The 22,990-nt window shown below is 42.8% G+C and carries 15 protein-coding genes; 6 read left to right on the top strand and 9 right to left on the bottom strand.

What is annotated here, in order from left to right; all coding sequences use genetic code 11:
- Positions 1-51 precede the first annotated feature (51 nt).
- A complete protein-coding gene (locus ACMHKH_RS12335) occupies positions 52-921 on the top strand; it encodes a hypothetical protein (protein WP_413520940.1) in 870 nt (289 codons plus the stop codon).
- 80 nt (positions 922-1,001) lie between these two features.
- Here the strand turns inward: ACMHKH_RS12335 and ACMHKH_RS12330 are convergent, their stop codons facing one another.
- The 5 genes from ACMHKH_RS12330 to ACMHKH_RS12310 all read right to left on the bottom strand — a co-directional run bounded on the left by ACMHKH_RS12330 (position 1,002) and on the right by ACMHKH_RS12310 (position 8,471).
- Positions 1,002-2,834, bottom strand: coding sequence for an aminopeptidase P family protein (locus ACMHKH_RS12330; RefSeq protein ID WP_413520939.1), 1,833 nt, complete (start codon positions 2,832-2,834; stop codon positions 1,002-1,004).
- 404 nt (positions 2,835-3,238) lie between these two features.
- Positions 3,239-4,810, bottom strand: a complete 1,572-nt coding sequence (locus ACMHKH_RS12325; RefSeq protein WP_413520938.1) for a peptide MFS transporter — start codon at positions 4,808-4,810, stop codon at positions 3,239-3,241.
- A 281-nt stretch (positions 4,811-5,091) separates the two neighbouring features.
- Complete coding sequence (locus tag ACMHKH_RS12320; protein ID WP_413520937.1) at positions 5,092-5,565, bottom strand: hypothetical protein; 474 nt, start codon at positions 5,563-5,565, stop codon at positions 5,092-5,094.
- 133 nt (positions 5,566-5,698) lie between these two features.
- Positions 5,699-7,276: an apolipoprotein N-acyltransferase gene (lnt, locus tag ACMHKH_RS12315; protein ID WP_413520936.1), complete on the bottom strand. Its 1,578-nt coding sequence runs from the start codon at positions 7,274-7,276 to the stop codon at positions 5,699-5,701.
- A gap of 295 nt (positions 7,277-7,571) precedes the next feature.
- Positions 7,572-8,471, bottom strand: coding sequence for an HlyC/CorC family transporter (locus tag ACMHKH_RS12310; RefSeq protein WP_413520935.1), 900 nt, complete (start codon positions 8,469-8,471; stop codon positions 7,572-7,574).
- A gap of 285 nt (positions 8,472-8,756) precedes the next feature.
- Here ACMHKH_RS12310 and ACMHKH_RS12305 point away from each other — a divergent pair, with 285 nt between their 5' ends.
- Entirely contained in the window at positions 8,757-10,049 is a 1,293-nt protein-coding gene (locus ACMHKH_RS12305; protein ID WP_413520934.1) for a DUF4105 domain-containing protein, read from the top strand.
- Positions 10,050-10,109: 60 nt separating this feature from the next.
- On the opposite strand, the gene ACMHKH_RS12300 is transcribed toward ACMHKH_RS12305, so the two are convergent.
- Positions 10,110-10,709: a YcgN family cysteine cluster protein gene (locus tag ACMHKH_RS12300; protein ID WP_413520933.1), complete on the bottom strand. Its 600-nt coding sequence runs from the start codon at positions 10,707-10,709 to the stop codon at positions 10,110-10,112.
- Between the two features lie 160 nt (positions 10,710-10,869).
- Here ACMHKH_RS12300 and ACMHKH_RS12295 point away from each other — a divergent pair, with 160 nt between their 5' ends.
- The 3 genes from ACMHKH_RS12295 (at position 10,870) to ylqF (ending at position 15,922) form a co-directional block, all read left to right on the top strand.
- Positions 10,870-11,607 carry a dienelactone hydrolase family protein gene (locus tag ACMHKH_RS12295; RefSeq protein ID WP_413520932.1) on the top strand — a complete coding sequence of 246 codons (738 nt, stop codon included), beginning with the start codon at positions 10,870-10,872 and terminating at the stop codon, positions 11,605-11,607.
- A gap of 150 nt (positions 11,608-11,757) precedes the next feature.
- Positions 11,758-14,790, top strand: coding sequence for a DUF2339 domain-containing protein (locus ACMHKH_RS12290; protein ID WP_413520931.1), 3,033 nt, complete (start codon positions 11,758-11,760; stop codon positions 14,788-14,790).
- Between the two features lie 175 nt (positions 14,791-14,965).
- Positions 14,966-15,922, top strand: coding sequence for a ribosome biogenesis GTPase YlqF (gene ylqF, locus ACMHKH_RS12285; RefSeq protein ID WP_413520930.1), 957 nt, complete (start codon positions 14,966-14,968; stop codon positions 15,920-15,922).
- Positions 15,923-16,025: 103 nt separating this feature from the next.
- Here the strand turns inward: ylqF and ACMHKH_RS12280 are convergent, their stop codons facing one another.
- Positions 16,026-16,541: a GlcG/HbpS family heme-binding protein gene (locus ACMHKH_RS12280; protein WP_413520929.1), complete on the bottom strand. Its 516-nt coding sequence runs from the start codon at positions 16,539-16,541 to the stop codon at positions 16,026-16,028.
- Positions 16,542-16,964: 423 nt separating this feature from the next.
- Here ACMHKH_RS12280 and mutY point away from each other — a divergent pair, with 423 nt between their 5' ends.
- Positions 16,965-18,188: an A/G-specific adenine glycosylase gene (mutY, locus tag ACMHKH_RS12275; RefSeq protein ID WP_413520928.1), complete on the top strand. Its 1,224-nt coding sequence runs from the start codon at positions 16,965-16,967 to the stop codon at positions 18,186-18,188.
- 116 nt (positions 18,189-18,304) lie between these two features.
- Here the strand turns inward: mutY and ACMHKH_RS12270 are convergent, their stop codons facing one another.
- Together ACMHKH_RS12270 and rapA are read right to left on the bottom strand one after the other, a co-directional pair.
- Positions 18,305-19,207 carry an acyl-CoA thioesterase gene (locus tag ACMHKH_RS12270; protein WP_413520927.1) on the bottom strand — a complete coding sequence of 301 codons (903 nt, stop codon included), beginning with the start codon at positions 19,205-19,207 and terminating at the stop codon, positions 18,305-18,307.
- A gap of 286 nt (positions 19,208-19,493) precedes the next feature.
- Positions 19,494-22,397: an RNA polymerase-associated protein RapA gene (rapA, locus tag ACMHKH_RS12265; protein WP_413520926.1), complete on the bottom strand. Its 2,904-nt coding sequence runs from the start codon at positions 22,395-22,397 to the stop codon at positions 19,494-19,496.
- Positions 22,398-22,990 lie beyond the last annotated feature (593 nt).

Genomic DNA, 22,990 nt, shown 5'->3' with positions numbered 1-22,990 from the left:
CATCCTTGCGTATGATAAGGGGTAATTTTTGCAACATTTATGGACGATACCATGTCAAGCTACTCATTTTCTCATCAGTTTTATCAGCGCTGGACGTGTGCGCCAGAGCCTATCCGTGCCTCAATCACTCAAGAGCTTACCGATATCACCACCTTGCTTAAAGCCGAAACACCTTTTGAAACCTTTGTTTTTAGCACCCATGACTTAGACGCGCATCTTGATGACCTCTATGAGAATCATGAAGCTGAGCAAGCTATCGCCAAGGCAATCGCCGATAAACAAGTAGCAGAACAGGTGGTTGCTGAACAACAGCGTTTAGAAGAAGAACAAAAAATAAAAGTGGCAGAAGAAGCTAAATTAAAAGAAGACTCCCTTAAAGAAGAAAATAGGTTACAAGAAGCGGCAAAAAAACGCGAAGCAGATAAGAATGCTCAAAAAGAAGCAGAAAAAGAGACATCGAAAGAGAAGTCATTGACTGCTACTAAAAACCATTCAGAAGCAGCTGTAGAGCTTGAGATACCTGATAGCGATAAAATAGAAACTAACAGTAAAGTTGACACTATTATTATTAATGACTCTGATACTGAGAAACATGCTATTGGCAGTAAAACCATTAGTGAACATGCGAATACTATAGTTGATAAAAGCATTAACAACGATAAAACTATTAAAAATGAGACCAGCATCAGTGCCATCAACAATAAAGCCAGTGTAGCGATTAGCTTTGCTGTCAAAGATGCCACACTAAGCGTCACTCATAAAGAGCTGATTCGTGAACTTGAAATGCAGATTGATGATTATCTGAGTGAGCAGATGATGCTAATGTCTGAAAACCTAAAATCTTGGCTACGTGCTGAGATGACTCAACATTTAAGCGAACAAGATAAAACCCTTACTAAAGATGATGTAAAAAAAGATTAAAGGTACTTTTAAAATAGCAAAAGCCCCGTCAATGATTAACGGGGCTTTTTTATACTTGCTTAAAACTGAGCAGCTTTATTTTATATCGCTTGTGTACGCTCAGTTAGCCACTCAAGTGCTGCGCCATCAACGCGGTCTTTTAGCTCAGCATAGACTTGGCTATGATAGCTATTTAACCAATCCACCTCTATTTGAGTTAACAATGACGGCTCAATTAAGCGCGTATCAATTGGGCAATAAGTTACAGTCTCAAAATTAAGAAAATCACCGAATTCCGTCTCTTCTGGCTGAGCAACACGTTGATTAACCATTAAGTTTTCGATGCGAATACCGTATTTACCTTCACGATATAGCCCTGGCTCATTACTCGATATCATGCCTTCCTTCATCGCGCGCTCTTTTGGCGTGCTAGCACTATAAGCAATGACTTGCGGACCTTCATGGACATTGAGGAAATAACCAACGCCATGACCGGTACCATGACCATAGTCCATCTGCGCTTGCCATAGTGGCGCACGGCATATCGCATCGATTAATGGTGAAGCAATACCATCAGGGAAATGCGCTTTTGCTAAGGCAATATGCGCTTTAAGTACGGTGGTAAAGTCGCGTTTATGTTCTGCACTTACTTGTCCGATACTGACCACACGAGTGATATCTGTGGTGCCATTTTGATATTGGGCACCTGAATCAATCAGTAGCAATCCACCCTCGCCTTCAGTCACATCAAGGTAGCTGAACTTCTCAGGCGTGGCGCGATAATGCGGGAGCGCACCGTTTTCATTAAAACCCGCGATAGTCGGGAAACTTGGTGACACATAATGTGGCTGCTGACTACGCACCTCAATCAACATACTATCAACATCCAGCTCACTCAAACGCTCGCCTGCTTTGAGACGCTGCTCAAAGGTAGCAAAAAATTCACATAGTGCTGCGCCATCTTGACGCATCGCTTCACGTACATGATCAATATCAGAATCAGACTTCACAGATTTAAGTAATGTACTAGGTGCCATTTGCTCAATAAAGCCGATACCGTCGCCCATTTGCGATAAGGTGCCAACAGCAACTTTGCTTGGGTCTAATAATAACAAGTCGCCCGCTGTTAGTGTCGCCAAAGCTTCTTGTATAGAGTCATAATCAGCCAGCACGATACCGCTATCTTTTAGGTATTGCGCGATTTCGTTACTGACTTTGTTATTATCGATAAACAATGTCGCGCTGTTTATAACATTTGAGTCAGCATCAATCAGCATATGCGCCAAGAATACCGGATTGTAATCAACATCAGCGCCACGTAAATTAGTTAGCCACGCAATATCATCTAAGCTCGAAAGCAAATGATGAGTCGCGCCAGTCTCAATCATACCAGCGCGCACAGCAGCAAGTTTTTCAGTAGTCGACTGGGCAACAAACTGCGCATCATGTTGGTATAGCTTGGCTTCTGGCAATGCTGGGCGATTGCTCCATATTTCTGTCAGTACATCACGCTCGGTAAGCAGAGTAATATTGTTGGTCTCAAAGGCATCAAGCAAGCGATCTTGCTCCGTGATAGACAGCACATTACCATCGACTGCCACGCTATCACCTTCTACTAGATGAGTAGCCAGCCAGTCAATATGGTTTGGCTGACCAGGTGCTAGCTTCTCTAAACTAATACCAGTCCCATCTAATTGCTCTGCTGCATGTACCCAGTAGCGGCTATCCGTCCACAGACCTGCAAAATCAGCGGTAACGACCAACGTACCAACCGAACCAGTAAAACCTGATAACCACAGCCTTGCTTGCCAATACTCCGGTAAATACTCAGATAAATGCGGATCAGCAGAAGGAACAATAATCGCCGTCAGCTCTTGCGATGCTAGGGTCTGACGTAAGCTTGCGATACGGTCATGAATGGCTTGTTTGTTCATTGGGTAATTCCTTATTGATTTTGGAGAAATCCGCTTTTAAAAAATAGCGTGAAGCGACTAATAGCGTGAGGCGACTATATGAGTAGCCGTCTTATTTGGACGAGAAAATTACTTTGAGAATATTTCTATATTTAACAGTCAGCATATAAATCGAGCCGTGCAATATAAGAATTGAATTTATATAAAACAGTTAGACAGCTGACGCTTAATCAAGCAGAACATCACTAGATGTTTGGGCAGACAGTCAGCTTTCAATAGCATTAGGAAAATATCTCACCAAGTAAAACAATAACACGTGCTCCCAAGAATGATAACACGTCTTATTATCCTGCTTATTCAGCATTAACAATGGTTCTATTAGCCAATAGCCCTTAATGTAAATAACTGAACTTAGATATTTGAAATTAAACGTTCGAGTTTAACTTATCTTCTTGTTCACTTTTTATGAGCATATTATTAATAGGTTTTGATAATAACAATAATATCACCGCTGTGATGACCAAAAAGACCGTCATCGTGGTGAATAAACCTGGTAATCCTTCAATCTTATCTGCGGTGACGTGACCACCAAAGAAGGCGGCAACCAAGTTACCTAAGGCGACAGAAGCAAAGAATAGCCCCATCATCTGTCCTTGCATGCCTTTTGGCGCAAGCTTGGTCATAGCCGATAAACCAACAGGGCTTAGTGCTAATTCACCAAGGGTCAATAGCAATAAGCTACCCACCAACCATAACGGCGATGCCAAGCCGCCCTCACTGGTTAATATACTTTTTGAGGCAAATATCATCAGCGCAAAGCCTGCCGCTGTCAGCAGCATGCCAAGCGCGAACTTCACCATACTATTTGGCTCAAGTCCTCGATTGGCAAGCTTGACCCAGATAATACTAGCAATAGGTGCTAATAATAAAATAAACAAGGGGTTCAATGACTGAAACCAGATACTGGGTATCTCAAACCCTAAAACATTTAGATCGGTATAACGATCGGCAAATAAATTAAAAGAGGTTGGTTGCTGCTCAAAACTTGACCAAAATAGCGTTGAACCAATAATCAAGATAAAGCAAATCAACAAGCGCAGCTTATCGGTTTTGTCCAATCGCGGCGAAATAAACATCACAGCAAAGTACAATATAACCACCGCTGCAATGATATAAGTCATATATTGTGCGACTATTTCAGGGTTAAATGGCACGATACCAGTCGCCACTAAAACAGTAATGGCAGCAAGTAAGATAAGAAACCCTGCAACCCAACGACCGACGTTCTTGTAAAGCCCAGTCGTCTGCTCCCATTCAGGGGCGATATTTTTGGCGCTAGCATAACGGTTTAAAGTCTTCTTAGCAGAAAAGCGGTAAATGATTAGCGAAGCCAACATACCAAGGCCACCAACACCGAAGCCGACATGCCACATCCCTTTTTCTTTAAAGACCCCCACGATCAGCGCCGCTAATAGTGCGCCAATATTGATACCCATATAAAACAGGGTAAAGCCGCCATCACGGCGCGCATCGCTTTTAGGATACAAGGCGCCAACCATCACTGAGATACAGGTCTTAAATAAACCTGAACCCAAGACGATACATATGAGACCGATAAAGAATAGCGTCATACCAAACATAGCAGAGAGCGCAATACACAGATGACCTAAAGCAATGATGATACTGCCCCACCACAACGCCCGTTCTTGACCGAGCCAATTATCAGCAAGCCAACCGCCTGGTACTGCCGCTAAATATAATGAACCGGCAAAAATACCATAAATGGCAGAGGCGGTGACTTCATCAAAGCCAAAGCCACCACTACCGACGGTCGCCACCATAAATAAAACCAATAGCGGACGAATACTATAATAAGAAAAACGTTCCCACATCTCAGTAAAAAATAATGGGCGTAGCGGCTTAGGATGCCCCATAAAACCGTTTTCTAATGATGCCAACTCAGCAGCACTTACCTCTGATCTTGAATCTATACTCATAAATATATTCCCTTAAATACCACCTTAATGATGACAAAATTCCTAGTTTTTTAATCGGTGGTCTTATAGGCGCATTATTGTTTCACTTGGTTATAATCAAGTAAAGAAAAAGTTGGCTAATAATTACACAAACACTCACAAAAAAACCCGTTTTCAGTGTTTGAAAACGGGTTTTTCGTTAAATAGACGAATGAGCAAGCTGCTTTCTATCAGTTACTCATTGCTATACTTATATTTTTATATCTAAGCTAGCCTAGCCTACATGGTATAAACCAGCGAACTTACTGTGCAGCTGGGGCTTTTTCGGTAGTATCCGCAGCAGCAGCTGGTGATGCTTTTTCTGCTGTTGCATCTGCAGCTGCTGGGCTAACTGTACCTTCAGCAGTAGCGGTGCCTGATTCTGCGCTAACCACTGCCGCATCAGTTTCAGCTGCTGGTATTACAGCTGCATCTGCTGGCATATCAGTAGGCGCGGCTGCCGTCTCTGCTGCTGGTGCAGTAGCGGTTGCTGCTGGTGCAGTAGCGGTTGCTGCTGGTGCAGTAGCGGTTGCTGCTGGTGCGGCAACTTCAGCGGCAGGAGCTGCTGCTTCTTCAGCTACCGCCTCTGACGCTGGTTCAGCAGTAATATGCTCGCCCGCTGGACGCAAGAAACCAGAAATACCAATCAATAAGACAATAGCTAAAAATAAGCCAACACCGCCTAAAGCAAATAAAAACTCTTTTTTAGGGTTATTTTCGACAATATGTTCTGACATACCTTATCCACCTTGCACAAAATATTTAAAATCTTGACCTATTATATCGCAATTTATATCGATTTGTTAAAACCCTTAACTATTTAAAGGTTTTATTATCAAAAACTTCGATAGTTATGCGGTATTTTTGGCTTTATTTACCAATCTTACGGACTAGGGGCGCTTCTCGCTTGCCAAGATAGCTCAATAACAGCAGCAGCGCAATGACGAATAAAATAGGATAATTACCAAAGCGCATAAACGGCGTATTACCGACACGTGCCTGCACATCACCGCGTAATACCGTACGTTCAAACTGCGGCGCACGTTTTACGATATGACCTTTATGGTCAATAATAGCGGTGACGCCGGTATTGGTCGCGCGCATAAACCAGCGTCCGTTCTCTAGCGCGCGCATCTGTACCATTTGCAAATGTTGTAGCGGACCGGCTGAGGTGCCAAACCAAGCATCATTTGAGATGGTTAATAAAAAGTCGGTATTGATGGCATTTTTGCGCGTGGTATCGGGATAAGCCACTTCATAGCATACGGCTGAACCCAAATTGTGACCACGTACACTTAGCGGCGATTGGCTATCACTACCGCGACTATAACTCATGATTTCTTGGCTACCAGCAAGGTTTGGCAAGATATCTAGCATGCCCTCAAAGGGGATATATTCACCAAAGGGTACCAGACGCTGCTTTTTATACATTCCTTCAGCATCACTGCCAAGCGCAATCACGCTATTATAAAACGGTGGATATTTATCCGTTTTTGGGTCAAAGTTCTCTAAATCTCTATAAGGAATACCTGTTACCCATGTGGTGTCTGTTTCTTTGGCCATTTTTACCATTTCACTGATAAAGCCTACCGCTTCATCTTGAAACATCGGAATAGAAGATTCTGGCCATATAACCATATCGCGATCCCACTCGGTACTGGTCAAAGTCGCATAGATTTTTAGCGTCTCGACCTGATATTCAGTCAGCCATTTTAAGTCTTGCGGGATATTACCTTGAATTAAAGACACGGATAAATCTGGCGTGCCCTTTGGCTTCGTCCATTGCGGATCCACCAACCATAAAGAAGTACTAATGATTAATAACGCAAACGTGGCAATCAGATAACCACCACGACGGCGGAATTGTTCAACGATACTGGCTGCTAATAATACTGCCACAAAGGAGATAGCAAACACGCCAGCAACAGGGGCTAATGACGATAGCCAGTATTGTTCAGTAAAGGCGTAACCGACAAATAACCACGGAAAACCAGTAAATAGCCAAGTCTTCATCCACTCTTGTAGTATCCATAGCGCCGCAAACGACAACGGCTGCTTGCCAACCAATCGATTAAAAGTCAGCGCCAAAAAGCCATGGAACAACCCCATGCCAAGTCCCATCAACGCAATCATAATCAGCGCAAGCCATACTGGCGTATCACCATAGACATGAATGGAGGTATATAACCAAAACGCCCCCACACACCAGAGCCCTGTGCCATAAGCCTGACCGATAGCAAATGCGCGCTTACCAGTCATCTGTGGGATTAATAAAGCGTACAAAATCGCCGGCGACACCAAAGCTACTGGCCAAACCCCATAAGGCGCGAGTGCAAAAATGAATACTGCCCCTGCCAGCAACGCAATCAATAGCGTTAGCACCAAAGGCAACCCTTTTGGCTTCTCAGGATTGAGACGTTTTTGCAAATCAACAGTAGACAGACGCATAGCAGTTATCCAACACTTTATTATTCAGTAATTTTAAATCTTGACGATTCAAGCGACCTTTAATATAAAGACAGGGACATTAGATTAAATGTCTTAGCCAAAAATCAAACCCGCTCATAATAGCAGTCTGTTTAAATTAATGGGTAAATTTGCGTATTTTATCGTCTAAAAAATAAGTACAAATGCTGAAAAGCAAAAAACACGACCGTAATCGTGTTTTCTATATTGTTATTACCGCTGTTAAGCTTATCGCTGATTGTCTCAATCAATAGGCTTAACTTATTCAATAAAGTATCTAATGACTACCTATCAATATCTGCTGTTCAGGATTAATTTTGGTCAGCTCAAGATTTTGAATAGAACGCCCTTCAACATTAGTAATAGTGATTTGCCAATCATCTATCACCACGCTCTCCCCTTCCAGATCACCAACATGACCAAGCGTCTGCATCACCAAGCCACCCATGGTATCGACATCGGTATCATCAAAATGACAGCCAAGCTCGTCATTACAGTCTTCAATTGCAGTAGATGCTTGGATGCGCCAAGTATCGGGCTTTTCAGGGTCGGCAACGATATTATTGATATCACTGTCTTCATCAAAGTCATCATGCTCATCGACGATGTCACCGACGATTTCTTCAAGCAAATCTTCCATCGTCACTACGCCACCAAAGTTACCAAACTCATCGACGACAATCGCCATATGGACTTGGGTACGCTGCAATGAGCGCAGCAAGGTATCTGAGCGCGCACTTTCGCTGATATAAAGCGGCTGGCGCACCAAATCTCTTAAGCGCTTACTACTGATTTTTTCATCTTCGTCGCGCACCATATGCACTAATAGGGGAATCAAATCTTTTGCCAATAGGATACCGATAACAGCATCATCATCTTGGCTATCAAAAACCGGATAGCGCGAGTGGGTAGTCTCAAGGATGATGTCCATCACTTCAGCTAGGCTATCGCCTTCACGTAGACCAACCACTTGCGGGCGCGGGGTCATGATTTCGCGGACTTGGGTCGCTGGCAGATCAAGCACGCCTTCCAACATATCCACGGTATCTGGCTCTAAAAATTGGCGTGAGTCTTGCACCAAACGTATCAATTCATCACGGGTTTCGGGGGCGGTCGATAGCCAGCGTTTTAAGCCGCGCATCGACCAACTACTCGGACTTGGAGCATCTTCAGACATGATGGTGTGAGTTAACCTCTTCAATTAATGGTAATTAGTAATAGCAATTAAAATCGTAAAAAAGAATAGATGGGGCTAAAAAGGCTAAATGAAACCGTTAGATTATCATTAACTCAAGATTACAGTAATTAGTGCCCATCTAATCAGATTCACTTTATCTCAAGGCTTAGCAACATTCAACGTTAAATTCACTCAAATTGTATTGTCAGTATGTTGCAATCTTTGCTATGGTCAAAGACTGTGTCTTATTAACTAACAGCCAACACCAAGGCAAAAATAAATCTTATGTCACTACGTGCCTTTTTCTCTCGCCTAGTTTCCTCTCATTCAACCGCTTGTCATTCAGATGATGGCTTAAAAGCTCGTGCATCGACTGACAATGCACCAAAACATAAGTGGCTATCTTATCTACTGCAATTTTTGTTTGCTTTGACTTTGATACTGTCTGCGGTCTGGTTACTGATGGCAATTTGGTATCAATTTGGTGGGCGCTCCCCTATAGCTTGGCTCACTATTATCGTTGTTGTTAGTTTATTGTCAGCTTTATTTGGTGTTCATCTTTGGTCAAACATATCTAAAAACGCAATTGATAGTCAGGCTAGTAATAAAAACGCCCGTGCAATGAAAACGCAAAAGAGCAAGATGTTAACTAAAGGACTCATCGGAACTTACGCTACCATATGGTTACTAGGGCTTGGCTGGTTTTTCTCGATTGAAGCGAAACAAGCGCGCGACTGGATGCCCGAAGTGGCTGAAAGAGTTACTTATACGCGCGATGCCAGTAATCCTGATTTGATTACGCTAACCAATGTACGCAACTTTGATTGGCATACCGACACAGAGGCAACAGAGCGCTGGGAGACGCGCACGATTGATATGTCAAAATTATCTGGCGTCGATATTACCAACTCGTATTGGATGGGACCACTAATTGCTCATACGCTAGTGAGCTTTCGTTTTGAAGATGAGCGCCCGCTTGCTTTCTCATTTGAGATTCGTAAAGAGAATGGAGAATCATTTTCGGCATTGGCAGGATTTTTTAGACGTTTTGAATTGAGCCTAATTGCCGCAGAAGAGCGCGATATTATCTACACACGTAGTAATGCACGCGGCGAGCAGGTGTATTTATTTCCCATTAGCCATTTGCAGCAGCATGAAGTCAAAGCGTTGTTCGAGTCTTATTTAACTGCCGCTGATGAGCTAAACACCAAGCCTGCGTGGTACAACACTTTAACCAGCAACTGTACCAACATTATCTTTTATATGGCGCGTTTGGTCAGTGATGATCGTCTACCATGGGATTACCGGATTTGGGTCTCTGGTTGGTTGCCCAATTATCTTCATGATGCCGGTATGCTAGACGCCAATCCCGAAAGTACAGGGCAACCTTGGTCAATGGATACTTGGTATGAGCGCACCCACATCAATCCAAAGGTTAAAAGCTTTCAGAATAGCAGCGATATTCATGGCAGCGAATTTTCACGACAAATTCGCCAAGGCATTCCTATCCCGCCACTGGCTGATTCGCAAAATATTGCCGAAGCAAATGCTAAATCTGCAGCTCAAGCTTCACATTAGTATCACTGCTACGAGAACTTAAAGATTTTGACAATAGAGCCATAGAAGGGTCAGAGCCTATTAAGGCTGAACCCAATTCACCACGCGCGTCTCCATCTCTTCATCATCCATACCAGTCTCAGAAATACAACGTCCAGCTACGCCGACGTTGGCAGCGTGCATTTGTTGCTGAGTTGCCACCGCATCTTGAGTTAATAGTAAATGCCAGCTTGGTAAGCTTTGACCTTTATACAAGCGCTTATAAGCACAGTGCGACGGTAGCCACATCATATCCGGCAAGTTTTTAATCGTAAGCTGAATACAGTCTGGCACATGCTCTTGGCGCGTCGCGTAATGCCCGCAATAGCCAGTCGCACAGTCCATCAGCTGGCAGGTCACATCGGTATACTCAACCAAGCTTTCATCCACGTTGCCATCTTCATCTTCGTCGATATACTTGATAAGGCAGCAGCTGCCGCAACCATCGCACAAAGCTTCCCACTCGCTGTGATTTAATTCTAAGAGTTTAAATCGTGACCAAAATTGCGGACGCAAAGTTCCAGTCTCAGCCGAGCCATTACCAGACAAAAAAGGCAAGTTCGATGCCCTTTCAGCATTCAAATCGATGTCAATACCCGTATTTAAACTGGATGTATCGTCATTTAATAAATTTATAGTCATAAATCTGCCGTAGCATTTTGATAAAGAGCGTTACAGTATTATAGCTGTTTTTGCATGGGTTGGGCGTTAAGGTAGTAAAGGTAAGAAAAACGAAAAATTAAAAAGACAGTCACATCATACTCTTAACGTAAAACTCATCACATAAAAAAGGACAATAATAATGTCAATTAAGACTTTTGAATTAATCAGTACCACCGAAGATGGTGTAGAGCTTATCAGCTATATTGCGCTGCCTGAAGATGCCGACGACGATAATCCAGTAGCAGGTATTTTAGTCGTGCCAGAATGGTGGGGCGTGGTCGAGCATCCAAAAAATGTCACCGAACGTTTGGCAAAAGCAGGCTATGCTGCGGTAGCAATGGATGTATACGGTGAAGGTAAACTAACATCAGATGCTGCGCAAGCAAATATGTGGATGGAGCAAGTATTAGAAGACCCAGATATGCTGATGGCACGCTGTCGCTTGATTCTCAATGATTTTAGTGATCAGCTAGCCGTCGACGGTAATAACTTAGGCGCGATTGGATTTTGTTTCGGTGGCAAAGTCGTACTCGATATGGCACGTGAAGGCATGCCATTAAAAGCAGTCGCTACTTTCCATGGCAACCCATCAGCAAAACAACCAGCCGATAAAAACTTCAAAGCCAAAGTCTTAGTCGCTCATGGTCGTGATGATTCAATGGTATCAATGGAGGCGATAGAAGGTTTAAAAGCAGAGCTAGATGCGGCTGATGTTGACTACACTATTGATGTTTACGATGGTGCTAAGCATGGTTTTACCAATCCGCATGCCGACGAGCGCGCGGCTAAAAACAAGGTAGATCTTGGCTACAATGAAACCGCTGCCAAACAAAGCTGGGAAAATATGCTTGAATTCATGAAAACCAATCTAGGCTAAAGCTTGATAAAAGCTTATTAGCCATAACAATGCAAAAACAAGGGCAGCTTCTTTTGAACTGCCCTTTCTTTTAAGTAAAATTATCAGTCTTGTGCTTATCGTCAAATAACGTCATTATCACTCTATTATTAGATGGATTGAGTGCCGAGGATGCTATACCTATTAATAAACCAGCTGGGTTGGTTGGCTTTTATTGCTTTATTAGTCGTAGTTGCGGTGTTATACGCTAAGATAAATCAGCAGATCAGGCAATTACGCCACGATATGACACAGTTACAAGCTGAGCTTGAACACCACAAAGAAGGGGTAATAACCACAAGACCTGCACATTCTGTTGATATAAATCCTATCGATAATAGCAATTCTGAATTAAAATCTGCGCTAGCACCTGATACCGCTTCGAGCACTTGGCCTCCTAAACTCAATCCTTCACCATCTGAAGCAGCTAAAGGTACTTCTACTACCTCGGCTATACCCATTTTCAAATCTATCAAAAAACTGCATACACAGTCACAATCGCACAACCCCACCACTACTATAGAGCCGGATGAGCGCTCACTACCGATTGTCACCTCAGTCATCCGCTCGGTTAAAAACTGGTTCTTTGGCGGTAACTTGGTGGTGCGTGTTGGGGTTTTAGTATTACTTGTCGGCGTGGTCTTACTACTGCGCTTATTAAGCGACTATATCGAGATACCCATCACCTTTAAGCTCACTGCAATAGGATTGATTGGATTAGCGCTAGCAGCTTTAGGATTAAAGCTTGCAAAAAATCGCTTTGCTTACGGCATCACCTTGCAAGGCGCGGGTTTAGCGATTGTTTATTTAACGACCTTTTTTGCCTATAGCGTTTATCAAGTGCTAGCAAATATACCTAGCTTTATGGGGCTTAGTATATTATCTGCCATTACAATTGGTTTAGCAGTGCGCCAAAACGCTTTACCTTTAGCATTACTGGCATTATCTGGCGGCTTTTTTGCGCCTATTTTGACCAGTCAGGATACCGCTAGCTTAACGATATTATTTAGCTATTATTTATTATTAAACATTACCATTGCTGCTATCGCCCATTATCGTCCGTGGAAAGTGCTAAATTTATTAGGCGTGGTCGTGACCTTTGGGCTGGCCTATTACTGGGGACTCACTGAAAGTTTGATGGCAACGATTGATAATCAGCGCTGGGCATTGGTCCTGCTCGTAGCACTGCATGTCCTGCTCTATCTATTCGTCGTCATTCGCTATGCTCAGCAAATCATTGCTTATAATACTGTTAATGAAGAAGATGTTAACAACACAAGTAATACTTATTTATTTCCCATTGACACCGGTTTGCTATTTTCAGTACCGATATTGGCATTTGGTATATTTGCTGCTTTATTAGATGACATTCCTAATGCTCTAACTATTACTAGTGCTATTTTAGCCATTGTTTATTTAGGACTCGGCTGGGTGTTTGTCCAGCGCAGTCAGCGATATGCATTAATTACTGAGGGCATGTTGGCGTTAGGGATTGGCTTTTTAGCCTTGGTGATTCCGCTAGCATTAGATGCCGAATGGATTGCCTTTGGCTGGTCGGTGCAAGGTCTAGCATTGGTCTGGTTCGGGCGGCGCTCATTACGTGCATGGTCAGTATTATTTGGCATTTTATTACAGCTCGTTAGTATTGGCATGCTGTTAAATACATTTGTATTTACTGCTTATTATCCAACCTTGGCATTGACGATTTCTGCCATCAGTGCCATCGCCAGTATCTTTATCCTTCGTGTCAGCAACTCGCCTATTTTATCTGCTAGCGTAGAAACTCAAGACTCAACACAGACGCTGCCTCACGCTAAAAGCTTACTTAATATCAATCATACGACGTCAGAATATGCTAAAGCATTAGGTATCAGCGAAACAGCTGCTGAGCAATGGTTTGCCAGTATCAATAGCCAAAGTATGGCATTCAAAGCGATTTGGCAACGTCCTATTTTGATACGTCTGTTGACGCTTGTCACAATGGGTTGGCTGCTATATGTGTTAATAATTGATTTTGATCAATGGTTCGCCAGCTGGCAATTGGCAACGACAGCACTGATAGCGCTAGCCACTTTAGCTAGCTTACTGATTTATTGGATTATAAATCAGTATCGTTCATGGCACGAGATTAGACAATTTAGCCATGCTTTACTACTTTTGTTTTATGCCATGCTGATACTACAGCTACCTCAAAAGTATGAATTTGATTACCAATGGACGACGTTTCATTGGCCAGTATTTATGACTTTAATGATTGGCTGGTTAGTGATTGGGCAACTTTGGTTAAAAGAATGGCATCACGATGTTGCTTTAAAAGGCTACGATAGTGCGAGTTGGCTTGGCGCTGGAATGATAATTTTGGCAGAAGCTGTTCATTATGATTTGCCTGATTCAGACGGCGTGATAACTATTTTGGTTCCCGTTGCGTTTATGCTAGCTGGGCTCTGGTTAACTTACCGTCAGCAAAGTAACAATCAGACGAATAATGCAGCTTCAGCGCGTGTTCTATATTGGTTTGATTGGCAAAGTGCACTGTTAGGTTGCGCCAAAATTTTCGTTCCTCTTACATTATGCTGGGTCATTTTTACCAATTTTTATTACGATGGCGTGATTTGGGGCTTATCTTATTTCCCACTGCTGAACCTATATGATGTGACCTTATGGCTGGTCGCATTTTACGGCTTAGGCGTTTATTTACTGCGCCAATCCCAAGGCATACAATCGAAAAATATCTTACATGCCATTCCTAAAAATAACACTCTACTTATTATATTGGCGCTGATTGGCTTTTGGATATTCTCTAGTATGTTGGTTAGAACACTGCACGCCTTTATTAGTACACCGTTATGGATTAGTGGTTTTTATGATAGTACTGGCGGCGCGTGGAGTAGTGAGCAGGTACAAACAGGGCTGACGATTTTATGGACGCTACTGGCATTGGCCGCCACCATTATTGCCAGTCGTTACCTGCAGCGTGTACTGTGGTTTATGGGCATTGGACTGCTGGGTGTTGTGGTACTTAAACTGGTATTGGTTGATTTGTCACAGACAGAAGCTGTTTGGCGGGTGATCTCCTTCCTTGGTGCCGGTAGTTTAATATTGGTGATAGGTTACTTGGCACCTCTACCACCAGCGCGCGAAGGGTTAGCAGATGAGGCTAAATGATAGTTGCATATGAGCGTTAAATGAAATGTGAGTGTGAGCACTTTTTAGTATCAGCATTTTCAACATCAGTACTTTTTAGCATCAGTACCTTGCTTATGTAGTAAACTGAACACCATAAAAAGTAAATGACGATCGTCTTACTTTGAGCATTTTTTATAAAAGGTTACGAAAGCAGATGGATAAGAGAGCAAGTATTCAGTGGTTCCCTGGGCATATGAACAAAGCCCGCAATGAAATCAAAGAAATAATGCCGCAGATGGATGTGATTATCGAAGTGATTGATGCGCGTATCCCTTATAGTAGCGAAAACCCGATGGTTGCGGCATTGCGTGGCGAAAAACCGGTTATCAAAATTCTGAATAAAGCCGACCTTGCTGATCCCAAATTAACCCAAGTATGGATGGACTATCTTGAGCAGCAAAACGGTGTTAAAGCCATTGCTTGCGATACTGAGAAAGCCAATGATGTCAAACGTATCATCGCCATCTGTAAACAACTTGTTCCCAATAAAGTAGGTACCGGTCGCCAAATCAAAGCCATGATTATGGGGATTCCAAACGTCGGTAAATCAACCTTGATTAATACTTTGGCTGGGCGCGCTGTGGCTAGAACTGGTGACGAGCCCGCTGTCACCAAGTCGCAGCAATTGATTAAGCTTGACGATGACATCATGCTTTATGACACACCAGGTATGCTGTGGCCAAAGGTTGAAAACGAAAATTCCGGCTATCGTCTGGCAGCGACCGGCGGCATTCGCGATACGGCGTTTGATTTTGCGGATGTTGCTAGTTATACCGCTGAATATTTATTAACTGCCTATACTGAGCTATTAAAGACTCGCTATAAAATTGAAGAACTGCCCAAGACAGATTGGGAGTTTTTTGAGATGGCAGGACGCAATCGCGGCTGCGTACGCGCGGGCAATCAAGTTGATACCTACCGGATGTCAGAAATCCTAGTCAATGAGCTGCGTAGCGGTAAGATTGGGCGTATTACGCTCGAGACACCAACCATGACTGAAGCAGAAGAAGTCGTCGTCGCTGAGCAACGCGTCGCGGCAGAAGAGAAAAGAATCGCTAAAGAAGAAGAAAAACGCTTACGTCGATTGAAAACGCGAAAGAATCGGAAGTAATTCTTTCCAATTTAATTGCTTAGAGTCACTTGAATTATTAGATATAAAAAAAAGCCCATAGGGCTTTTTTTATATCTAATATTACTGATATTTAAACCATCAACTACTTATACTTAGGCATAACTTTTTCGATACCTTTTAACGCACAGCTTTCATCTTGCATGGCGCCACCTGCACCGCCCGCCGCAATAGCACCGATCACATCATTACCAAATTTTAATGGTACACCGCCACCGATTAGCAATAAATCATTTATTGTATTCAAGTTACTTGAGTCTGGATTAGCGCGAGCATTATTCGCCAAAGTACGTGAAGGCGTTTTGGTAGATAACGCTGTAAATGCTTTACGAACAGCAGCGTCTGTATTATGTGGTCCAACGCTATCATCACGCTGCAATGCGATTAGATTACCGCCACGATCAACAACTGCTACTACAGCAGATTTACCTTCTGCATGGCAAGCAGCCATCGTAGCATCAATGAGTTCATTGGCTAGCTTTAAAGAAACATTAGGTTGTTGTAATACTAAATTAGAAGAAGCCGCTATCACATTAGTTGTGCAACCTATTACCGCTACCGCTAATAGTGCTTTGGATACATAATTTAAAATTAATTTCATAAAAAGTCCTAAAATATCGCTCATACCAATGAGTGTTTGCTTAAAATGATGAATTTTCTACAAAAATCATCGCCAATTTGAAGTGTTATTTATGAAAACTATAAGAATCGTTATTCAAAAAAATGTTATTTAAAAAAGTGCTATTTAAAAAAACATATAATATATTAAAATATCTACAACACTGATTTGTTTTTGTAAGATTTTCTTTATAAAATTGCAATTTTAAAAGCCATATTTTTGAGGATCTGTTACAAATCAGACACACCACACGCTGTGTTGAAAAAGGTTGCCTCATCATTATCTATAAGCAGTAGATAACAATGATATCAACTCATCACCCTTAAAAATCAGTTATAATTCATACATTAATATGCCAAAAAAATTGATGACATGACTCAGCTTACTAGCACGCTTAACCCCACAATGATAAAGAATACTTTTAGTCACTCCGCGAACTCCCTCAATACTTTCGCCCCGCGCCTTCTCACTTGGTTCAACGAAAATGGTCGCCACGACTTACCGTGGCAACAACACCAAACTGACACCCCCAATCCCTATATTGTTTGGCTATCAGAAGTCATGCTACAGCAAACGCAAGTAACCACTGTGCTACCCTACTTTGCCCGTTTTATGGCGTCGTTTCCGACCGTGCAGGATTTGGCCGTAGCAGAATGGGATACGGTGGCAGAGCATTGGGCGGGACTTGGTTATTATGCACGTGCACGTAATTTGCATAAAGGTGCTAAGCAGTTGGTTGAAGTTATTGACGAGTCTGGTGACTTTCCACAAACCTTAGCAGGTTGGGAAGCGATTGCGGGTGTTGGTCCTTCAACCGCTGGGGCGATTATGTCGATGGGTTTACATCGTTATGGCGTTATCTGTGATGGCAATGTTAAGCGGGTATTGACACGTTGGGCGGCAATCGATGGTGATATTACCAAGTCAGCAACGACTAAGGAATTATGGGCATTAGCAGAGCGTTTAACGCCTAAAGAGCAATCAGGATTATTTGCGCAAGCGATGATGGATATGGGTGCAACCTTATGTACGCGTAGCAAGCCTGCTTGTCTGTTATGTCCGCTACAAGACGATTGCTTCGCTCATGCACAAGGGCGCGAAACCGATTATCCAGTTAAAGCAAAAAAACAGCCAAAGCCGAGTAAATTTAGTGATGCGCTGCTTATTAAAAACATAGAAGGCGAAATGTTATGGCTACAGCGTCCTGACAATGGCATTTGGGGCGGACTGTGGAGTTTGCCTTTGCAGTTTATAAAGAAAATTGACGATAAAGCTACTGCCAAACCAACACATACCATTACAGAAAAGCTATTAGAAGTTGCTAGTAATGAAAAAGTATACGAAACGGAATTTACCACCGCTGAGCAAATTATCAATGAGTGGCTAAATAAGAAGAAATTAATCACCGAAACCGTGAGTAAGACCTTGCTCAATGACGCACCTATTAAGCATTCGCTGACTCATTTTCATTGGTATTTAACGCCACAATCAGTGACTTTAGATAATGAGCAAGTGCAAGAAATAACTCAAGCATTACAAGCAGCAGAAATTAATATTAATTGGTTAAATGCTGATGATGCACAAGCAACGTTAGGATTACCAAGAGCAATGGTTAAGATTTTAGAATAGTAAGTTGGGTGATTTATATCAACCAAATAGCTAAAGAAGCACTGGATACGTTATTAAAAAAGCGCCTCAAAAAATATTTTGAGGCGCTTTTTATTTACATATAACAGGATAGCAATTTAAGACTTCGGTACACGCAAACGCATCAAGCCTTCTTGCTGTACGGTCGCTACCAGCTTACCATCTTGCCAAAACTGACCGTGATTGAGTCCCATCGCATTGGACGTGGTATCACTCCACATATCATATAACAGCCAATCGTTTAAGTCAAAATGACGATGAAAATGCATCGAATGGTCAATACTAGCAGCCTGTAAACCACTGGTCATAAAACTGATACCATGTGACATTAGTCCCGTGCCAACCAGATAAAAATCAGATGAGAAAGCAAGCAGCGCTTGCTGAATCGCTACCGGTTGATTACCAAGCTCACGAATACGTAGCCAGTTCGCTTGCTTAGGTTTCATTGGCTCTGGATGAATAGGATCACGCGGTTTTACCGGTTTAATCTCGACATGACGGCGGCGCATAAAGCGCGACTTGAGCGCCTCTGGAACTTTACCGACATAGTCTTCTTTTAAATCTTGCTCAGCCAATAAATCTTCAGGTGGCGGATAAACCGGCATATCTTCTTGATACTCTAAACCGTCTTCCATCGGTGAAAAAGAGGCAATCATCGAAAATATCACTTGCTCAACAGGCGGCTTACCGCGTACTTGCTTATATTGAATCGCAGTCACTTCACGCGCCGATAAACTACGCCCATCTCGTAAACGTCGCACTTGATAAATCACCGGTTGGTTAATATCACCACCGCGTAAAAAATAACCATGTAATGAATGACAAGGCTTGTCTTCATCAAGGGTGTTTGCTGCTGCCATTATCGCTTGCGCGAGTACTTGCCCACCAAAGATACGAACGCCAACATAGTCATGGCTTTTACCTTCAAACACATCAGGGCTGACTTCAATCAATGCGACGGTAGCAAGTAGCTCATCTATTAGTTGTGCATAATCAGACATGACGATCGTTTTCCTTATTTTTATCAATAACACCAAGCATCTAGATATAAGCGCCAAAGCATATCTAGAAGATATATCTTCAGCCGACGTGGCGTTTGAATGTCAATAATACGAAATTAATTACAGTAATATACAAGATAATTCTTAATGTGAGCAACAGCCTAGGAAGCATAATAAATATTATTACGCTGACAATTAATAAAACGATTACTGAAAGTCTATAATAAAAGATAATAAATAAAAACGAGAGGCTTTATAACATCTCGTTTTTTAATACAGTTTACGCTTATGGCTTGACCGCTACCAGTACACGAATAGAATCTGGCACTAGTGACAAGCTCGATAATGCTTGTTCGCCTTGCGCCTTTAGCTGCTCTAAGCGCTCAATCTCTGCTGGACGTACATTAGGATTGATGGTCTGTAGATGCTTAAGACGCTTAATCTCACGCGACCACTGCTGGCTAAAGCGGGCGCTTGCTTGCTCACCAATCTCAGCCAATTGCTGACGGGCAATATCTTCAGCTTCATAATAACGCTGCTCAATCAAATCGCCACGTACTTTAATCACTTGACGCGCGCGGTTTTTATCCAAACGCTCAATGTGCGGCATAATCATCTCGGCACTAATACGCGCAGACAAATCACTGCCCTGCTCACTGATAAAGACGCGAATATTTTGTGTACTCAAGGTGGCAGGTAAATTCAGTAGTTTTGGTGCAATCGCTTCTACGCGGAAATTCACTTCAAGCATCACCATACCTTGCGGCATAGCTGCGCTTTTTAGCATCGCAACCGTGGTATTACCAAAGGTGCTGGTACTTGCCAGCTCATAAATTGCTTGCATCAGCGGATGTTCATGAGTGATAAAGGCAATATCTTCACGCTGTAGCGCTAGCTCACGCTCAAAAGTCAGCGTCATGCCATCTTCATCACCGAGTGGCAGACCGTCGATATAATCACTAATCTCAGTGCTATCAATCGGGGCAATCACCCACGAGCCATCACGTTGGATGTTATGCTCGATATTAGCTGAGGCAAAAAAGCGCTCGATAAATTGAGGCAATAGATTGTGCCCATCAAAATCACGCATAGCATCGGCGATACGCCCCGCAACGCGCGGACGGCATGAGTTATATTCTAATAGACGGTCACGACCTGCTTGCAATTGCGCTTCAAGCCCCATTCGGGTTTGTGCTGCTTCTGCGATGATGTCTGCCAAAATTGCACGGTTGATGTCGGTATCCGCACCTTCAAGCATCGGTTTTAGCTCTTGAATATATTTCTCTTGTACACTTTGCGCGGTTGGCGATATCTGATTGAACATATTTAGCGCGTTGTTATACCACTGATACATACGCTCTTGCGCGGTACCTTGAACATAAGGTACATGCAGCATGATTTCCTGTGTCTGCCCAATGCGATCGAGGCGACCGATACGCTGCTCCAAAGTATCTGGATTAGCAGGTAAATCCCATAATATCAGTTGGCTTGCGAACTGGAAATTACGACCTTCCGAGCCAATCTCTGAACATAATAATATCTGTGCGCCTTCACTATCGGCAAAGAACGCCGCAGCTTGGTCACGTTCAAGTAAGGTCATCTGCTCAGTAAAGATAGCGGTTTTAATACCGGCATGTAGGCGTAATACCGCCTCTAAACTTTCAACGGTTGCGCCACTGCGAGCAATTAACAGCACTTTTTTATGCTTAAGCTCAGCCTTTAAGATATCAATTAGCCAAGGTACACGTGGGTCATCTTCTAACCAGCCGCCATCAGGTTGGTTTTCTTCGCCCCATAGCTGCTCGCGCAATTTACCAGTGGTTTGATAGCTATCGACCCATGCTTCCGGTAACGGCAGCGGATAAGGCTGGCTGCTACGCCCATAGAAGCCTTTGACACTTTCACGAGTATTACGGAACAAAATACGCCCAGTACCATGACGGTCTAACAATTCATTTAACGCATAAGTACGCAGTTTTTCGTCTTCATTAATCGTTGCTAATTCATCAATACTAATCGCCAGCAAGCTGCTTAATGCGGCAATTTGCCCTTCACTTAATGGCTTATCTTCGATTAATACACCAGCGACGGCTGCCGTTTCTGCAAAGGCATCTTGACTATCGATAAACTCATCTAAGTCATCGAAGCGATCTGGGTCTAATAAACGCAAGCGAGCAAAGTGACTTTGCGCGCCAAGCTGTTCAGGCGTGGCGGTTAGTAGCATCACTCCTGCTGTTTCTTCAGCAAAATCTGCAATCAAGTCATACTTATCATTGCCGCCTTGCGCTTCATCCCAATGCAGGTGATGCGCTTCATCGACAACTAATAAATCAAACCCTGCTTCCATCGCTTGGTCATACAAGTCAGGATGGTCAAGGAGTAAGTCCATACCAGCGATGATACATTGTTCTGTCGTAAAGACGTTTTGCTCAGGATCGTGCTCTTTAATCGCTGCGGTACGTACCAAATCAAATAAGGCAAAGTTTAGATTAAAACGGCGGCGTAGCTCAATCATCCACTGATATTGCAGACTGTCTGGCACCAGAATCAAGACGCGCTCAGCTTTACCTGTTAACAACTGCTGATGAATAATCAAACCCGCTTCAATGGTTTTACCTAAACCTACTTCATCAGCCAGCAAAACTCGTGGCGCGATACGTTTGCCCACTTCATGAGCGATATAAAGTTGATGCTCGATGATATCGACGCGCGCGCCCATCAAGCCTTTGAGCGGATGACCGGCAAGTGCCGATTGCATACGTAGGATATCTTGACGCAGCTCATACCAATCACCGCGTTCGATACGACCAGCAAGCAGACGCTCAAGCGGCTTTGCCAAGGTGATATTGGCAGCCAGTCGAGTTTCCATAATGGGCTTGACGGACACGCCTTCATCATCATCTTCAACGCTATATTTGAGCACGCCCATCACTTCTTCAACAGCCGTTACTGTATAGATATTACCGGCTTGGTCAGAAATACTATCGCCTACTTTGAACACCACACGCGATAACGGTGCTGAGTTCTTTGCATAGACGCGCGTCTCTTCACTTTGTGGAAATAGGATATGCACACAGCGGTCGTCGACATCGATAACCACACCCAAGCCAAGCTCAGACTCCGTATCAGATAAATAGCGTTGACCAACGGCGAATTCGGTGCTGTGCAGTGAAGCGAGAGAGATAGTCATAGGGCGATGTCTTTTAGTACTCAGATGATAAGAAAATAAAGAGCTTATAATGCGAGCCATGATTGCAGGCTCAGTAGCATGAATAAGCTGGCAGTCTTTAGCTAAATAGTCAGTAGAAATATCGACAAAATGAGAGTAAAACCTCAGCTTGACGATAAAGGCGACCATTATATAACGTTAGCGACTAGATGAGTGCGTTAAGTTGGGTTTTCAAGGGCAGATTTATGCCAGATAATGCCAAAGCTAAGCATAAGTTGGCGTTATAAAACAATAAGATAACGACTCGCAAGTAAACAAAAAATATTGTCTTCATATAATTGTTACTGTATTGTTAAAAAATGCAATAGAGTATTTCTTGGCATGATACATGCAGATTTATATTCTTCATAGCTAGAGTATAAGGTTTACCAAATAAGCTTGCTTCTCTAGGCTTATTTGAATGTAGCAACCACCTATTCTGCTTCTATCTTTATAAATTAACCGCTGTTATAAAGTTTCTCTAAACGTTTAGGGAAATAGTATTGCCAGTTATAGTCCATTTAGTTATGGAATTCATAATTTATCATAAATTTAATTTATATAAATAATTTTAG

The sequence above is a fragment of the Psychrobacter glacincola genome (assembly GCF_965118485.1).
Classification (GTDB): domain Bacteria; phylum Pseudomonadota; class Gammaproteobacteria; order Pseudomonadales; family Moraxellaceae; genus Psychrobacter; species Psychrobacter glacincola_D.
Note: the sequence above shows the minus strand (reverse complement) of the source record. Positions and strands in the feature narration are given on the sequence as shown.

Excerpts from the sequence above, each read along its gene's own strand:
- ACMHKH_RS12335 (WP_413520940.1), top strand. The coding sequence starts at position 52 with ATGTCAAGCTACTCATTTTCTCATCAGTTTTATCAGCGCTGGACGTGT.
- ACMHKH_RS12330 (WP_413520939.1), bottom strand. The coding sequence starts at position 2,834 with ATGAACAAACAAGCCATTCATGACCGTATCGCAAGCTTACGTCAGACC.
- ACMHKH_RS12325 (WP_413520938.1), bottom strand. The coding sequence starts at position 4,810 with ATGAGTATAGATTCAAGATCAGAGGTAAGTGCTGCTGAGTTGGCATCA.
- ACMHKH_RS12320 (WP_413520937.1), bottom strand. The coding sequence starts at position 5,565 with ATGTCAGAACATATTGTCGAAAATAACCCTAAAAAAGAGTTTTTATTT.
- lnt (WP_413520936.1), bottom strand. The coding sequence starts at position 7,276 with ATGCGTCTGTCTACTGTTGATTTGCAAAAACGTCTCAATCCTGAGAAG.
- ACMHKH_RS12310 (WP_413520935.1), bottom strand. The coding sequence starts at position 8,471 with ATGTCTGAAGATGCTCCAAGTCCGAGTAGTTGGTCGATGCGCGGCTTA.
- ACMHKH_RS12305 (WP_413520934.1), top strand. The coding sequence starts at position 8,757 with ATGTCACTACGTGCCTTTTTCTCTCGCCTAGTTTCCTCTCATTCAACC.
- ACMHKH_RS12300 (WP_413520933.1), bottom strand. The coding sequence starts at position 10,709 with ATGACTATAAATTTATTAAATGACGATACATCCAGTTTAAATACGGGT.
- ACMHKH_RS12295 (WP_413520932.1), top strand. The coding sequence starts at position 10,870 with ATGTCAATTAAGACTTTTGAATTAATCAGTACCACCGAAGATGGTGTA.
- ACMHKH_RS12290 (WP_413520931.1), top strand. The coding sequence starts at position 11,758 with ATGCTATACCTATTAATAAACCAGCTGGGTTGGTTGGCTTTTATTGCT.
- ylqF (WP_413520930.1), top strand. The coding sequence starts at position 14,966 with ATGGATAAGAGAGCAAGTATTCAGTGGTTCCCTGGGCATATGAACAAA.
- ACMHKH_RS12280 (WP_413520929.1), bottom strand. The coding sequence starts at position 16,541 with ATGAAATTAATTTTAAATTATGTATCCAAAGCACTATTAGCGGTAGCG.
- mutY (WP_413520928.1), top strand. The coding sequence starts at position 16,965 with ATGATAAAGAATACTTTTAGTCACTCCGCGAACTCCCTCAATACTTTC.
- ACMHKH_RS12270 (WP_413520927.1), bottom strand. The coding sequence starts at position 19,207 with ATGTCTGATTATGCACAACTAATAGATGAGCTACTTGCTACCGTCGCA.
- rapA (WP_413520926.1), bottom strand. The coding sequence starts at position 22,397 with ATGACTATCTCTCTCGCTTCACTGCACAGCACCGAATTCGCCGTTGGT.